This window comes from Cyanobium sp. FACHB-13342, assembly GCF_014697415.1.
GTDB lineage: Bacteria > Cyanobacteriota > Cyanobacteriia > PCC-6307 > Cyanobiaceae > Cyanobium_A.
Genome location: NZ_JACJRT010000015.1, coordinates 67,684 through 81,822, shown reverse-complemented (window position 1 = coordinate 81,822; position 14,139 = coordinate 67,684). Strand labels below are relative to the sequence as shown.

14 protein-coding genes are annotated in these 14,139 nt (G+C 69.5%); 7 read left to right on the top strand and 7 right to left on the bottom strand.

Annotated features, from left to right (window positions below):
• Positions 1-9 precede the first annotated feature (9 nt).
• Complete coding sequence (locus tag H6G16_RS12255) at positions 10-1,071, top strand: methyltransferase domain-containing protein (RefSeq protein ID WP_190390609.1); 1,062 nt, start codon at positions 10-12, stop codon at positions 1,069-1,071.
• Here the strand turns inward: H6G16_RS12255 and H6G16_RS12250 are convergent.
• The 5 genes from H6G16_RS12250 to H6G16_RS12230 are packed head-to-tail and all read right to left on the bottom strand — an operon-like array spanning position 1,054 to position 5,677.
• Positions 1,054-2,052 carry a hypothetical protein gene (locus H6G16_RS12250; protein WP_190390608.1) on the bottom strand — a complete coding sequence of 333 codons (999 nt, stop codon included), beginning with the start codon at positions 2,050-2,052 and terminating at the stop codon, positions 1,054-1,056. The two genes, H6G16_RS12255 and H6G16_RS12250, sit on opposite strands and share 18 nt — an antisense overlap.
• A 10-nt stretch (positions 2,053-2,062) precedes the next feature.
• Complete coding sequence (locus H6G16_RS12245) at positions 2,063-3,079, bottom strand: lysylphosphatidylglycerol synthase domain-containing protein (protein WP_190390607.1); 1,017 nt, start codon at positions 3,077-3,079, stop codon at positions 2,063-2,065.
• The gene (larC, locus tag H6G16_RS12240) at positions 3,076-4,299 is read right to left on the bottom strand and encodes a nickel pincer cofactor biosynthesis protein LarC (protein ID WP_190390606.1); all 1,224 of its coding nucleotides are present in this window, start codon (positions 4,297-4,299) and stop codon (positions 3,076-3,078) included. Before larC ends, H6G16_RS12245 begins: the two co-directional genes overlap by 4 nt.
• A complete protein-coding gene (locus H6G16_RS12235) occupies positions 4,300-4,944 on the bottom strand; it encodes a hypothetical protein (protein WP_190390605.1) in 645 nt (214 codons plus the stop codon). It lies immediately after the preceding gene.
• 10 nt (positions 4,945-4,954) lie between these two features.
• Positions 4,955-5,677 carry a hypothetical protein gene (locus tag H6G16_RS12230; RefSeq protein ID WP_190390604.1) on the bottom strand — a complete coding sequence of 241 codons (723 nt, stop codon included), beginning with the start codon at positions 5,675-5,677 and terminating at the stop codon, positions 4,955-4,957.
• Between the two features lie 84 nt (positions 5,678-5,761).
• Between H6G16_RS12230 and H6G16_RS12225 the strand changes: the two genes are divergently transcribed.
• On the top strand, positions 5,762-6,601 hold the full coding sequence (locus H6G16_RS12225) for a hypothetical protein (RefSeq protein WP_190390603.1): 840 nt from the start codon (positions 5,762-5,764) through the stop codon (positions 6,599-6,601).
• Here H6G16_RS12225 and H6G16_RS13155 read toward each other — a convergent pair.
• The gene (locus tag H6G16_RS13155) at positions 6,531-6,893 is read right to left on the bottom strand and encodes a hypothetical protein (RefSeq protein WP_242036417.1); all 363 of its coding nucleotides are present in this window, start codon (positions 6,891-6,893) and stop codon (positions 6,531-6,533) included. The two genes, H6G16_RS12225 and H6G16_RS13155, sit on opposite strands and share 71 nt — an antisense overlap.
• 57 nt (positions 6,894-6,950) lie before the next feature.
• On the opposite strand from H6G16_RS13155, the gene xth reads away from it, so the two are divergent.
• On the top strand, positions 6,951-7,778 hold the full coding sequence (xth, locus tag H6G16_RS12215) for an exodeoxyribonuclease III (RefSeq protein WP_190390602.1): 828 nt from the start codon (positions 6,951-6,953) through the stop codon (positions 7,776-7,778).
• On the opposite strand, the gene H6G16_RS12210 is transcribed toward xth, so the two are convergent.
• Positions 7,775-9,247: an FAD-linked oxidase C-terminal domain-containing protein gene (locus H6G16_RS12210; protein WP_190390601.1), complete on the bottom strand. Its 1,473-nt coding sequence runs from the start codon at positions 9,245-9,247 to the stop codon at positions 7,775-7,777. The genes xth and H6G16_RS12210 overlap by 4 nt on opposite strands.
• A 96-nt stretch (positions 9,248-9,343) precedes the next feature.
• Here H6G16_RS12210 and hemL point away from each other — a divergent pair, with 96 nt between their 5' ends.
• The 4 genes from hemL to H6G16_RS12190 are packed head-to-tail and all read left to right on the top strand — an operon-like array spanning position 9,344 to position 14,138.
• A complete protein-coding gene (gene hemL / locus H6G16_RS12205; RefSeq protein WP_190390600.1) occupies positions 9,344-10,660 on the top strand; it encodes a glutamate-1-semialdehyde 2,1-aminomutase in 1,317 nt (438 codons plus the stop codon).
• Positions 10,657-11,889 carry an ABC transporter substrate-binding protein gene (locus tag H6G16_RS12200; protein WP_242036416.1) on the top strand — a complete coding sequence of 411 codons (1,233 nt, stop codon included), beginning with the start codon at positions 10,657-10,659 and terminating at the stop codon, positions 11,887-11,889. The genes hemL and H6G16_RS12200 overlap by 4 nt, the downstream gene beginning before the upstream one ends.
• Positions 11,890-11,904: 15 nt before the next feature.
• Positions 11,905-13,194: an ABC transporter substrate-binding protein gene (locus tag H6G16_RS12195; RefSeq protein ID WP_190390599.1), complete on the top strand. Its 1,290-nt coding sequence runs from the start codon at positions 11,905-11,907 to the stop codon at positions 13,192-13,194.
• 11 nt (positions 13,195-13,205) lie between these two features.
• The gene (locus H6G16_RS12190) at positions 13,206-14,138 is read left to right on the top strand and encodes a branched-chain amino acid ABC transporter permease (RefSeq protein WP_190390598.1); all 933 of its coding nucleotides are present in this window, start codon (positions 13,206-13,208) and stop codon (positions 14,136-14,138) included.
• Position 14,139 lies beyond the last annotated feature (1 nt).

The following is a 14,139-nucleotide window of genomic DNA, read 5'->3' as shown; positions in this document are numbered from 1 at the left end:
CGCGCCGCCATGCCCACCCAAGCCGCCGTTCAGGCCTATTACGGCCAGGAGCTCACCGGCACGGCCGACCTCAAAACCAGCGCCTGCTGCGATGCCGACGCGGTGCCGGACTGGCTGCGGCCGCTGCTGGCTCGCATCCACCCCGATGTGCTGGCGCGCTACTACGGCTGCGGCCTGGTGTGCCCGCCCCTGCTGGAGGGCTGCCGCATCCTCGATCTGGGCTGCGGCACGGGCCGCGACGTCTACGCCCTGGCCCAGCTGGTGGGGCCCAGCGGCTCGGTGGTGGGCGTCGACATGACCGCGGAGCAGCTGGCGGTGGCCCGCGAGCACCTGGCCTTCCATGCCGAGCAGTTCGGCTACGGGAATGTGTCGTTCCTGGAGGGCACGATCGAAGCCCTCGAGGCGCTGCCCCTGGAGCCGGGCGGCTTCGATGTGATCGTGAGCAATTGCGTGCTCAACCTCTCCACCGACAAGGCGGCGGTGCTGCGGGGGGTGAAGCGGCTGCTCAAGCCCGGCGGCGAGCTGTATTTCTCGGACGTCTACGTGGATCGGCGCCTGCCGGACGCCATGCGGCGCGATCCGGTGCTCTACGGCGAGTGCCTGGGCGGCGCCCTCTACTGGAACGACTTCCTGCGCCTCGCCAAGGGCGCCGGCTTCGCCGACCCCCGGCTGGTGAACGACCGGGAAATCCGGATCACGGAACCGGCGCTAGCGCCCCTGGTGGGCGAAGCCCGCTTCTACTCGGCCACCTATCGCCTCTTCCACATCGCCGAACTGGAGGATGCCTGCGAAGACCACGGCCAGGCGGTGATCTACCTCGGCACGATCCCCCACCACCCCCACCGCTTCGACCTCGACGGCCACCACGCCATCGAAACCGGCCGGGTGTTTCCGGTGTGCGGCAACACCTTCCGGATGCTGCAGGCCACCCGGTTTGCGCCCCATTTCACATTCATCGGCGACTTCAGCCGCCACTACGGCCTGTTCCCCGGCTGCGGCAGCAGCTTGCCCTTCACGGGCGGCGGCTCCCGTGAAGCCGGAAGCATGCAAGTTTCAGGGAGCTGCTGCTGAAGTCTCGGCACCCCAAAACAGGTGATCCACCGGGCTGGGCTGGAGCGGCCGGCACACGTTGAATTGCTGCCGCACCTCCGTTAAGGGCAAGGGTGCCAGAGCGAAATGGTCCACCAGGGAAAAATCGGCGCTGCAGGCACTGCCCCGCTTGAGTTCAGACGCCAGCAGATAGGCCGCGGAGGGGCTGTTCAGGCTGGAGTGATCCGGCGCCAGGGTGGGATTGGCGCTCACAAAACCCGCCTCATGGGTCACCAACGAGGCCAGGAGGGCACTCTCATTGATGGGGTTGTCCTGCATGGCCCACTGAAAGGCGCTGAGGGCGATCTCACCGGCACTGGTCGCCGCAATCCCCGCAATCACGTGAGTCATGTCGTGGGCCAGGTAGAGGTGATTGAGGGCGCAGGCATCCCGCCCGGGAATTGGGAAGCCAAAGCGCTCGTAATAACCAAGCAACGCCTGCCCCAGGCTGCCCTCCGGGAGCTGGGCAAAGCCCTCAATCCGGGCCACCAGCTCTGGCTCTGGCTGGTGCGCGGAGGCTTGAAAATTCGCCAGACCCGGCTCACTGCGCAAGGGCAGGAACGTGGTGAAAATCCTGCCCACATCCGCCGCTGCCTGGTCGACCCCTTGGAGCAACCAATCGCGGCTCACCTCCAGGGCCTCACTGCTCACCCCCAGCGCCGCCGCATAGGCCCGGCCTAGTTCGAGCTGGGCATCCGTCTGGGGATGGCGGCAAAACTCAAGGGTCATCTGCAACAGATGAGCCACCCGCCGCGAAGGGAGATCCTCAAGCGAGGCAGCGAGCTCCTCGGGGCCAATCGGCTGAAGGGCTGGAACGCGCAGCTCTGGACGCTCCCAGAGGTGGGTGAGCAGCGCCTGCAGAAGGCGCTGCTGCTCCACGGTGGGGCCACCGCTGCAGGACATGCCCCCCAGCAGGCCACGGGCCATGGGCTCCACCAGCGATGGCTCCAACAGCAATCCCAAGGCGTCCTCCCTATCCCACCAGCGGCTTTGGGCGCGGCCGATCCAGCCGGGCCGTGAGCGCCGCCAGCAGATCGGCCAGCGTCACCACAAGGCGATAGCTGATCGCAATCGCCAGCAGCGGCGCCTCAGGGATGGCAAAGCCCAGGCGCAGCAGCAGCACCGCCTCGAACACCCCCAGGCCGCCGGGGGCGCCAGGCACCACCAGGCCGGCGGTCCAGGCCACGGCGAAGCCCGCCAGCCAGCCGCCCCAGCCAAGGCTGTAGGAGAGGTCGAAGGCCTGCACGCAGCAGGCAAACCCCGCAAAACGCAGCAACACAAAGGCCAGCTGCACCAGCAGCGGCGGCCAGGGGTAGCCGCGGATCGGCGGGGCCGCGGCGGCCTCGCTCTCCATCCCCAGCTCCGCGGCCTTGCGGCGCTCCAGCCGCACCAGCAGGGGATGGAGCCAACGGGGCCAGAGCAGGGCCAGGGGCAGCACGGCGAGCAGCGCCAAACCGTGTTGCCAGCCCCCGGCCACCACCAGCGCCAGGGCCGCCACGGCCGCCACCAGGGGATCGAGCAGCACCGCCGCCAGGGCCAGCCCCCCAGAGGCGGGCGCCGCCAGCGGAGCCTGATCGCTGCGCAGCAGCTGCACCCGGCTGGCCAGGTGCCAGATGCCACCGGGCAGATACTTGCGCAGGTTGGTGGCGAGGTAGGCCCGCACCAGCTCCGGCCAGTGGGGGCGCAGGCCCAGCCAGCGCAGCACCACCCCCAGGCCCACCCCGTTCGCCACCAGGCTCAGCAAGCTCACGCCCACCCCCAGCAGCAGCCAGAGCCAGCCCTGGCCATCGAGGCTGAGCTGGAGCAACTGGCGGCCATGGCCCACCAGGGCGGCCAGCAGGAAGCCGAAGCTCAGCAGGCTGATCCACAGCTTCAGGCCACCGGGCAGGGGCGGCAGCGCCTCAAACCGTGCGGCCAGCCGGCCCGCCAGGGGCGCCACCGCACCCCGGACGCGCTGGAGCAGGGCTTGGATCGCGGGCGGCAGGGTCACGGCTGGAACGAGTGCTCGAGGGTGTGCTGCACGATGGCCCGCACCTGATCGATCCCCAGTGTGTGCTGGCGCGCCAGGGCGACCAGGTCGTCGTGTTCCGGTTTGCTGCGCCAGCGGCCATCGGGCAGCCGGGCCTGCTTGATCCGCACCGGCCCCAAGGGCGTGTCCAGCTCCAGGCTGCGGCGCGGCAGCACCCAACGACTCTGCGCTTGCTCCCGCACCCCCAGGCTGGTGCTGTGGAGCCACCACACCTGCCGCAGGGCGCTGGCCTGCTCCGGGGCCACCAGGGCCGTGAGCAGCTGGGCCACCCGACCCTTCTTCATGGCGATCGACTGACTGAACACCTCCAGGGCACCGGCCCGGCGCAGCTCCTCGCTCAGGAAGGCCAGGTCTTCGGGGGTGGCGTCGTCGATCTGGGCCTGCTGGATCAGCACGGTTTCGAGTTGCAGGTCGGCCTGGGTGGCCTCGGCAGGTTGGGGCTCAGCCAGGAGCGACTCCGCCAGGGTGAGGCGCAGCAGGTTGGGGCGATCCAGCTGGCGCGAACCCAGCCCCACGCCCACCTGGCGTGGCACATGGGTGGGGGCGTGACCGAAGCGGCTGGCCCAGCAGGCCACCAGGGCCAGGCCGGTGGGGGTGGTGAGTTCCCCCGGAGGGAACCCCTCGGCTGAGGCCAGGGGAATCGCCCGCAGGCGGGCCAGCTCCAACACAGCAGGCGCCGGCAGGGGCAGGGTGCCGTGGGCCGTGGCCACCACGCCATGGCCCGCCGGCGGCGGACTGCACACCAGCTCCCCCACGCCGAAGTGCAGCAATCCGGCGCACACCCCCACCACGTCCACCAGGGCATCGAGGGCCCCCACCTCGTGGAAGTGCACTTGCTCGGGGCTGTGGCCATGCACCGCCGCCTCCGCCTGGGCCAGCAGGCCAAACACCCCCAGCACCCGCTGCTTCAGCGCCGGCTCCCAGGGGGCCGCCTGCAGCTGGCCCCGCAGCTCACCCCAGTGGCGGTGGGGAGGCTGGGGCTCCCGGTTCACCACAGTCAGGTGCAAACCGCGCAGGCCGCCGCTGCGGCGTTCCTCCAGCTCCAACCGGTAGGCGTCGGCCAGCCCCAGGGCCGCCAGGGGACGATGGATCTGCTCCTCGGGCAAGCCGAGGTCCAGCAGGGCCGCCAGCAGCATGTTGCCCGCCAGACCGGTGGGCGCGTCCAGCAGCGCCAGCACCATTCAGGCCCCCCCGACCTGGGGTCGGCCCAGCCGTGGCGCCACCGCCAGCAGCCCTTCCGCTTCCGAACGCAGCTCGCTCTCCCGGGCCCGCAGCCACTGCTCCACCTCGCGCCGGGCGCGCCGCTGTTCCCGCTGGGCCGTATCCACATCGAGGCCGGAGAGGCCCCAGAGCCGACCCAACAGGGCCCGGTCATCGGCACCCCCCGTGCTCTGGCCGTAGATCAGCTGCTCGGCCACCATGCCGGCCTGCAGCACCCGGCTCCAGCGGCGCAGCTCCTCGGCGGGCAATTTGGCGTGGGCCGGCGGTTCCAACTCCGTGCTGCCATTGGCGCTGAGGCCGGCCCGCAGGCAGGCGAGCGAGCCCACCAGCACCTGCCGCACCGCCATCGCCTCCTCCCGCGCCACCAGCAGGTGGCCGGCCTCATGCACCGCAATCCGCCGCAGGCGGCCCTCACCTCCGGGCAGGGCCTCGGCCAGCACATGGCCGCCGCGGCCACCAAAGCGGGCCGCATCGAGGGTGAGGCTGCCCAGCCCCAGGGCGGTGGCCAGGGTGATCCACCAGGGCGACAGGCCCAGGGAAGGGCCCAGGATTGCCGCCAGGCTCACCAGGGCCACCGCCAGGCCCGCCGCCAGGGGTTGGGTCATGGCGGCGTACTTAGGGCGCTGGCCGGCTGACGGCGCTGTCGCGGTGGCCGCCCCCAGCCTGGCTGCCAGCGGGGGAGCGGCCCTTGCCGCCCTTGCCGCCCTTGGCGGAGCCGCCATCGCGGCGCCCCTTGCCGCCCCGGTTGCCGCGCTGGGCCACCGGACCGATCACTTCAAAGGTTTCGAGCTGCAGCACCTGGCCCTGGCGCCGCAGGTTGAGGGCCACGAAGTGGCGCAGGTGCTCCAGGGGCAGGTCGCCTTTGAGTTGGAGCTTGAAGGGCACCGGCCGGCTGCCATCGGGCCGGGGCATCTGGCGCACCTTCACCACCAGGTCGCCGGTTTCGGGCCGGGTGTAGATCAGCTCACCGCGCACCGAGAAGTAGTCGTCGCCTTCAGGCAGGGCATCCGGGGCCGTCTCCGGCGCTGGGGAGTCGGCCTCCTCGCCGGCCGCCAGGGTGCTGGGTTCCCACACCCCCACCATCTGCAGATGGAGGCCTTCCTCTTCGCGGGAGCGGGGATACACCACCCAGAGGTGGGGCTCCGCCAGGTTGAGGTGGCGCCGCATCAGGGTGAGCAGGCGGCCGAGCACCACGGCCTCGAGCTCCACGCCGTCCTCGGTGCGGATCACGCCGCGGGTGAGCTGCTCAGCGTCCGTGGGCACATAGACACCCCGCACCACGCCAATGGCCCGGTACTGGGTGGGCTCGGTGACCGGAGAGATCGGGTGTTGGCGCATGGGCATGACTTTAGGTGGCTCCGGACCAGGGGACCGGGTGCAGGAAGCGGGGCAGACTGGCAGCCAACCGCATCTCCCACCCCGATGCCGCCCGCTGCCAACCGCTCCGGAATCTGGACGGGACTCGCCGCGGCCGGCATCGGCGTGCTGTGCCTGGGCGGCGGCTGGTGGCTGGGCCAGTTGCAGAACGGCCCGGAAGCCGCCGACGCCGCCCGCCGCACCCTGGCGGGCCAGGCCACCGGCCTGCAGCAGCGCCTCGACGCGGGCGAAGCCAGTGAGGCCGAACAACAACGGCTGCTGGAGCTGTTGGTGGCCCTCGACCGCAAGGCCGAGGCCACGGTGCTACTGGAACGCCTGGCCGATCAACGGCCCCAGCAGTGGTCGCTGCGTTTGCTGCTGGCCGAACTGCGGCGCGACCAGAAGGACCGCAGCGGCGCCGAGCGGGAGGTGCGCCAGCTGCTCAACCTGCGACCCGACCAGATCGAGGGCCTGCAATTGATGGCCCTGTTGCAACTGGAGACCGGCCGGGGCGCCCAGGCCCAGAGCCAGCTGGAGGCAGCCCTGCAACGGGCCAGCAAGCCCCAACTCAAACCGGAGGCCCTGCCGATCGGGCTGCTGCTGGCCAACGTGCTGCAGAAGCGGGGCCAGCCGGGCCAGGCCGAGTCGCTGCTGCTCAAGCTGGCAGCGGGATTCCCCACGGATCAGCGGCCCCTGCTGGCCCGGGCGATGCTGCAGCAGGAACGGGGCGACATCAAGGGAGCCCAGGAATCCCTGGCCCTGGCGCGGGCCCGCAAGCCCGGGCCCAGCGACCCCCGCCTGGATCAGGTGGCCGCCGCCTGGGGCCTGGCCCCGCTCAGGGCCCCTTCACCGTCGCCGCCGGCGAAGCCTTTGCCGGCGGCGACGACTGGGAATCAAAGTCCTTGAGGGCCGCATCGACGGCATCGCTGGGCTGGGTGGCGTCGTCGAGGGAGGACGCCTTGCGCAGCTTGTTCATCAGCTCCCACGGATTGGTGGAATCCAGGGCCGATCCGCCCCGGTTGGTGCCCGTGCCGTAATCCAGCTCACGCTCCTGCTGGGGGCTGCTGATCGTCTGTCCGTAGCCCTTCTCCTGGGCCCCAGCGGGAGGGGTCTGGGCCGCAGGTCCCAGGCCGGCGATTCCGATCCACACCCCCGCCCCACCCGAGGCAACCAGCTTGTGGAAACGCCAAGCGGCCATGGGGGGCACTCCTCCGGTTTGCTCAGATACTCACTCTAGTTGCGCCGTTCAAGGCCCATGCGGATCGCCACCTGGAACGTGAACTCGGTGCGCACGCGCCTGGAGCAAGTGCTGGCCTGGCTGGAGCAGGAGCAACCGGAGGTGCTGTGCCTGCAGGAAACCAAGGTGACCGACGCGCTGTTTCCCCACGAAGCCTTCACAGCCCTCGGCTATGCCACGGCGATCAGCGGCCAGAAGGCCTACAACGGCGTCGCCATCCTCAGCCGGCTCCCCTTGGAGGATGTGCAGATCGGCTTTGACGCCCTGCTGCCCCACGACCCGGACGCCCCGGGGCTGAGCGAGCAGAAACGGGTGATCAGCGCCCTGATCGAGGGGGTGCGGGTGCTCAACCTCTACGTGCCCAATGGCAGCTCCCTCACCAGTGAGAAGTACGCCTACAAGCTCGAGTGGCTGGCCTGCCTGCAGCGCTACCTGGTGGCCCAGGAGCAGCAGGGCGATCCCCTCTGCATGGTGGGCGACTTCAACATCGGTCCGGAAGCCCGCGACCTGCCCGACCCGGAGCGGCTCAGCGGCGGGATCATGGCCAGCGACGCCGAGCGCACCGCCCTGCAGGCAGCCCTGGGGGAGCGGCTCAGCGACGTGTTCCGGATGTTTGAGCCCAACAGCGGCCACTGGAGCTGGTGGGACTACCGCAGCGGCGCCTGGGACCGGGACCAGGGCTGGCGCATCGACCACATCTACCTCTCGGAGGAGCTGCTGGACTGCGCCACCGGCTGCGTGATCCACAAGGCCACCCGGGGCAACGAGCAGCCCAGCGACCATGCGCCGGTGGTGGTGAATCTGGTGTGGCCGCCGGAGGACGGCGAAGAGGAGGACGACGCCTAGAAGGCCACGGCCTGCTCCGGCAGGGCCGCGCCCTGGGCCTGGAGCACCGCCGCCCGCCGGGCCGACTCGCCGCAGCTGCGGGGGGTGGGGAAGATCTTGCCGGGGTTGGCCAGACGGGCGGGATCGAAGGCCTGGCGCACCAGCTGCATGGTGGCCAGGTCGTCGGGGCCGTACATCCAGTCGAGATAGCAGCGCTTGTCGGATCCCACCCCGTGCTCGCCGGTGATGCTGCCGCCGGCATCGACGCACAGCCGCAGGATGGCCGCGCCCAGGGCCTGCACCCGTTCCTGAATGCCGGGCTCCTGGGACGAATAGAGGATCAGGGGGTGCAGGTTGCCGTCGCCGGCGTGGAACACGTTGGCCACCGGCAGACCATGGCTGAGGCTGAGCGCCTCGATCGCCGCCAGCACCTTGGGCAGGGCGCTGCGGGGCACCACGCCGTCCTGGAGGTAGTAGCTGGGGAAGCGGCGCCCGAGTGCCGAAATGGCCGACTTGCGCCCTTTCCACAGGAGGGCCCGCTCGGCAGCGTCGGTGGCCTGGCGCACCGTGCGGGCACCCGCCGCCTGGCAGAGGGCGGTCGCCAGCTCCACCGCCGCCGCCACCTCCCGTTCCTGGCCGTCCAATTCGATCAGCAGGAGGGCCGCCGCATCGCGGGGGTATTCGTCCACGCCGAAGTAGTCGTCCACCGCCTCGATCGTGAGGCGATCCATCATTTCCATCCCCGCCGGCAACAACCCGGAGGCCGTCACCTGCCGCACCGCCTCCCCGGCCGCCTCCATGCTGGTGAAATCGGCCAGCAGCACCGCCACGCTCTGGGGGGCCCGCAGCAGCCGCAGGGTGATCGCCGTGGCGATGCCCAGGGTGCCCTCACTGCCGATGAAGGTGCCGCGCAGGTCGAGCTCGGGCGTTTCATCCAGCTCACTGCCCAGGGTGGTCACCGTGCCGTCGGGCAGCACCACCTCCAGGGCCAGCACGTGGTTGCTGGTGACGCCGTACTTGAGGCAGTGCACGCCGCCGGAGTTTTCGGCCACGTTGCCGCCGATGCTGCAGGCCACCTGGCTGGAGGGGTCGGGGGCGTAATAAAAGCCGTCGCCGGCCACGGCGCGGGTCACCCAGCTGTTGATCACGCCGGGCTGCACCGTGATGCGGCGGTTCTCCAGGTCCACCGCCACCACCTGGCGCATGCGGCTGGTGGCGATCACCAGGGCGTCGGTTTCAGCCACCGCGCCGCCGGAGAGCCCGGTGCCACTGCCCCGGGCCACAAAGGGCACCCCCTCCCGGTGACAGTGGCGCACGATGGCCGCCACCTGCTCCGTGGTCTCGGGGAGCACCACCAGGCGGGGCTGGTGGCGCGCCAGGGTCAGGCCGTCACAGTCGTAGGCCAGCAACTCCTGACGGGCCGCCACCACGGCCCGGGGCGGCAGCAAACGCCGCAGGTGCCGCTCCAGCTCTGGCCAGTTGACGCTCACGGCACCCGTGGCAAGCCCCCCGAACTTACCGGCAAAGCGCTGGGGGCGGTTTTGGGTCAGGATGGTCGGCGGTTTTCTCCCTCCGCGGATCCCGCCTTGACCTCGGCTTCTGTTTCGGTCCCTGCCCTGAACACCACCCGCTCCCAGGACCTCTTCAGGGCTGCCCAGACCCTGATGCCCGGTGGCGTCAGCTCCCCGGTGCGGGCGTTCCGCTCCGTGGGTGGGCAGCCGATCGTGTTTGACCGGGTCAAGGGCGCCTACGCCTGGGACGTGGATGGCAACCGCTACATCGACTACATCGGCAGCTGGGGACCGGCCATCTGTGGCCACGCCCACCCCGAGGTGATCGCCGCCCTGCATGAGGCCCTCGACAAGGGCACCAGCTTCGGGGCCCCCTGCGCCCTGGAGAACACCCTCGCCGAACTGGTGATCGAGGCGGTGCCGTCGGTGGAGATGGTGCGTTTCGTCAACAGCGGCACCGAGGCCTGCATGTCGGTGCTGCGGCTGATGCGTGCCTTCACCGGCCGCGAAAAGATCATCAAGTTCGAGGGCTGCTACCACGGCCACGCCGACATGTTCCTGGTGAAGGCCGGCTCCGGGGTCGCCACCCTGGGCCTGCCCGATTCCCCCGGCGTGCCGCGCAGCACCGCCGCCAGCACCCTCACCGCTCCCTACAACGATCTGGAGGCGGTCAAGCAGCTGTTCGCCGAGAACCCCGGCGAGATCGCCGGCGTGATCCTGGAGCCCGTGGTGGGCAATGCGGGCTTCATCACCCCCGAACCGGGCTTCCTCGAGGGCATCCGCGAACTCACCAAGGACAACGGCGCCCTGCTGGTGTTCGACGAGGTGATGACGGGCTTCCGCATCAGCTACGGCGGCGCCCAGGCCAAGTTCGGCATCACCCCCGATCTCACCACCATGGGCAAGGTGATCGGCGGTGGCCTGCCCGTGGGCGCCTACGGCGGCCGGGCCGACATCATGGCCATGGTGGCCCCGGCGGGTCCGATGTATCAGGCGGGCACCCTCAGCGGTAATCCCCTGGCCATGACCGCGGGCATCAAGACCCTGGAACTGCTCAAGCAGCCCGGCACCTACGAGCGCCTCGAGACGATCACCAAGCGCCTGGTCGACGGAATCCTGGAGGGCGCCCGCAGCGCTGGCCTGCCGATCACCGGCGGCTCGATCAGTGCCATGTTCGGCTTCTTCCTGTGTGAGGGCCCGGTGCGCAACTTCGAGGAGGCGAAGGCCGCCGACACGGTGCGCTTCGGCAAGCTGCACCGGGCCATGCTCGAGCGCGGCGTGTACCTGGCCCCGAGCGCCTTTGAGGCGGGCTTCACCTCCCTGGCCCACTCCGACGCCGACATCGACGCCACCATTGCCGCCTTCCGCGACTGCTTCGCGGCCATCGCTTGACCAGCCAGCCCCCCCGGATGAATCGCCGGTTCAGCGCCAGCCTGGTAGCCCTGCTCGCCAGCGGCATCAGCCTCAGTGGCTGCACCGACACCACGGCCAAGGGCCCGGTGAATCTCTCCAAGGGGGTTCCGGTGGGAGCCGTACTGGCGCTCACCGGCAACGCCAACGTCTACGGCCAGGACCAGAAAACCGGCATCGAACTGGCCCTGAAGGCCCTCAACAGCGCCGGCGGTGTCAACGGCCAACCGATTGCCCTCAGCCTGGAGGACAGCGGCAGCGATGAGCCCAGCGCCAATGCGGCCTTCAACCTGCAGATCAACCGCGGCGTGCTGGCCCTGATCGGCCCCACCCTCTCCCAGCAGGCCTTCTCCGCCGATCCGATCGCCCAGCGCCGGGGCGTGCCCGTGGTGGCCCCCTCGAACACGGCCAAAGGCATTCCCCAGATCGGCCACTTCATCAGCCGCGTGTCAGCCCAGAGCTCGGTGATTGCGCCGCTCTCGATTGCCCAGGCGCTGAAACTGAATCCCGGCCTGCGCCGGGCGGCCGTGTTCTACGCCCAGGACGACGCCTACAGCACGGCCGAAACCGTGATCTTCCAGAAGGCCCTCACGGACAAGGGCCTCAAGCCAGTGACGGTGCAGCGCACCCAACTCAACGACCAGGACTTCCAAAACCAGATCACCGCCGCCCTGAACCAGCAGCCCGACCTGGTGGTGCTGTCCCTGCAGGCGGTTGACGGCGGCAACATGATCCGTCAGCTGCGGGAACTGGGCTACAAGGGGCCGATCGTGGTCGGCAACGGCATGAACACGCCGAACATCTACCCGATCTGTCAGCGGTACTGCGATGGCATCCTGATCGCCCAGGCCTACAGCCCCGAGCTCGCCACCCCGACCAACCAGCGCTTCCTCGCCGCCTTCGCCGCAACCCAGGCCCGCAACCCAACGGCGAGCCGGATCCCTCCCCAGCTCACCGCCCAGGCCTACACCGCCATGCAGGTAATCGGCGAAGCCCTCCAGCGCCTCGACCGCAAACACCCCCTCAAGACCCTGCCGCTGGCCCAGGCCCGCAAGGCCCTGATGGATGAGATTCTGAGCGGCACTTACCAAACCCCCCTGGGTGAAATCCGATTCACACCGGAGGGGGAGGTGATCCAGAAGAACTTCTATGTGGCCAAGGTGCGCATGAATCCGGATGGCAAGACCGGTCGCTTCACCCTGCTGCCGTAACCCCAACCTTTACCCATGCCCCCCACCAGACCGCCCTCGCTCCCCTTCCCAGCTCTGGCGGTTGGTCTGGCGGGGGCCTGCGGAGTCCTGCTGGGCTGCCAAGCCTCGAATCGAGCCCCTTCCGGCAGCCCAACCCTGACCCTGGGGGCCGTGGTGGCCCTCACCGGCAATGCCAGCCTGATCGGTCAAGACCAGCGCGTCGGACTGGAACTCGCCGCTTCCGAATTCGGGGGCCGCGCACCGGCCCTCACGCTGCGGCTGGAAGATGGGGGCTCCGACGAGCAAACCGCCACCTCGGCCTTTCGGCGCTTGCTGCAACAACCGGTGGTCGCCCTGATCGGCCCCTCCCTCTCCCAGCAGGCTTTCGCCGTGGATCCGATCGCCGACCGTGCCGGCGTGCCCGTGCTGGGGGCCTCCAACACGGCCATGGGCGTTCCCGAGATCGGCCCCTTCGTCTCGCGCATCTCCGCCCCCGTGTCCAAGGTGGCCCCCCTGTCCATCCAGGCGGCCAAGCGTCTCAACCCCAAGCTGGAACGGGTGGCCGTCTTCTTCGCCCAGGACGATGCCTACAGCACCTCGGAAACCAAGATCTTCCAAAAGAGCATCCAGGGGCTGGGGCTGAAGTTGGTCACCGTGCAACGCACCAGCACCGCCGACATCGATTTTCACAAGCCGATTGCCGACACGCTGCAGACCAGGCCCGATCTGATCGTGATCTCCGCCCTGCCCAACGATGGCGGCAACCTGGTGCGCCAGCTCAGGGAAATGGGCTACACGGGCCTGATTGCGGCGGGGAACGGCATGAATTCCCCGAACATCTACTCCGTGTGCCAACGCTATTGCGATGGTCTGTTGATTGCCCAGGCCTACAGCCCGGAGGCCCAAACGGCCGTCAATCGTCGTTTTGTGCAGCTCTACCAAAAACGGCACCAAGGCACCTCACCCCCGCAGTTCACGGCCCAGGCCTACGCCGCCCTGCAGGTGATCCACGAAGCCCTCACCCGCCTCGACAGGCAGGAATCCCTCAGGCAGCTGAGTCCGAACCTGGTCAGCAAAGCTCAGAAACTCCAGATCCAGCCGCCCAAGGGCCAGGCCCTGGCCCGCATGCCCCTGCCGGACCTGCGCCGCGCCCTCAACACCGTCCTGCTCCAGGGCACCTACGACACCCCCCTCGGTGAGATCCGATTCACCCCCGAGGGAGAGGTGATTCAGAAGGATTTCTATGTGGCCCGCGTGAAGATGGACGCCGCAGGCAAAACCGGGCGCTTTGCCCTATTGCCCAACCCATCGCCAACCCTCCCCTAGCCCCCCAGCGCATGGAAGGCCTGCTGCAGCTGTTGTTCAACGGTCTCTCGGTGGGGGCGGTCTATGCCCTGTTTGCCCTGGGGTACACCCTGGTGTTTTCGGTGCTGGGCGTGATCAACTTCGCCCATGGCGCCATCTTCACCCTGGGGGCCTACTTCACCTATTTCCTGATCGGAGGCACGGTGGGGGCCAATGGATTGATGGCCGGTCAGCAGCTGCCCTTCAGCCTGCCCTTCTGGCTGGCGCTGCCCCTGGCCGGAGTGGGGGCGGCAGCGGTGGCGCTGGGGCTCGAACGCATCGCCTTCCGCCCGCTGCGCGAACGGGGCTCTGACCCCCTGCTGGCCCTGATCACCAGCCTTGGAGCCGGGGTGATCCTGGTGAACCTGATCCAGTTGCTGGTGGGCGCCGAGAGTTATTCGATCCCGGTTGGAACGCTGGAGGCGCTGCCGGTGGCGATCAGCATCGCCGGCGCCAAGGTGCGCACCGTTCAGGTGCTGCTGCTGGCCATCGCCGGCCTGTTGCTCGTCGCCCTCTCGATCTGGATTGATGGCAGCCGCAGCGGCAAGGCCCTGCAGGCCGTGTCCGAAGACCCGGTGACCGCCCAGCTGCTGGGGATCAACAGCGGCCGCATGATCCAGATCGCCTTTGGGATCAGTGGTTTCCTGGCCGGGGTGGCCGGGGGCCTGGTGGGGTTGAGCGTGAGCATCGCCGGCCCCTATTTCGGCATCGGCTACGGGCTCAAGGGCCTGGGGGTGCTGGTGCTGGGGGGGCTGGGCAGCGTGCCCGGCGCGGTGCTGGGGGGGCTGATCATCGGTCTGGCCGAGGCCTGCGTGCCTGCCGATCTCTCGGGCTACAAGGACGCTGTGGCGTTCGGTTTTCTGTTTCTGATGCTGCTGATCCGGCCCCAGGGTCTGTTGGGCCGGCCCCTGGCGGAAAAGGTGTAGC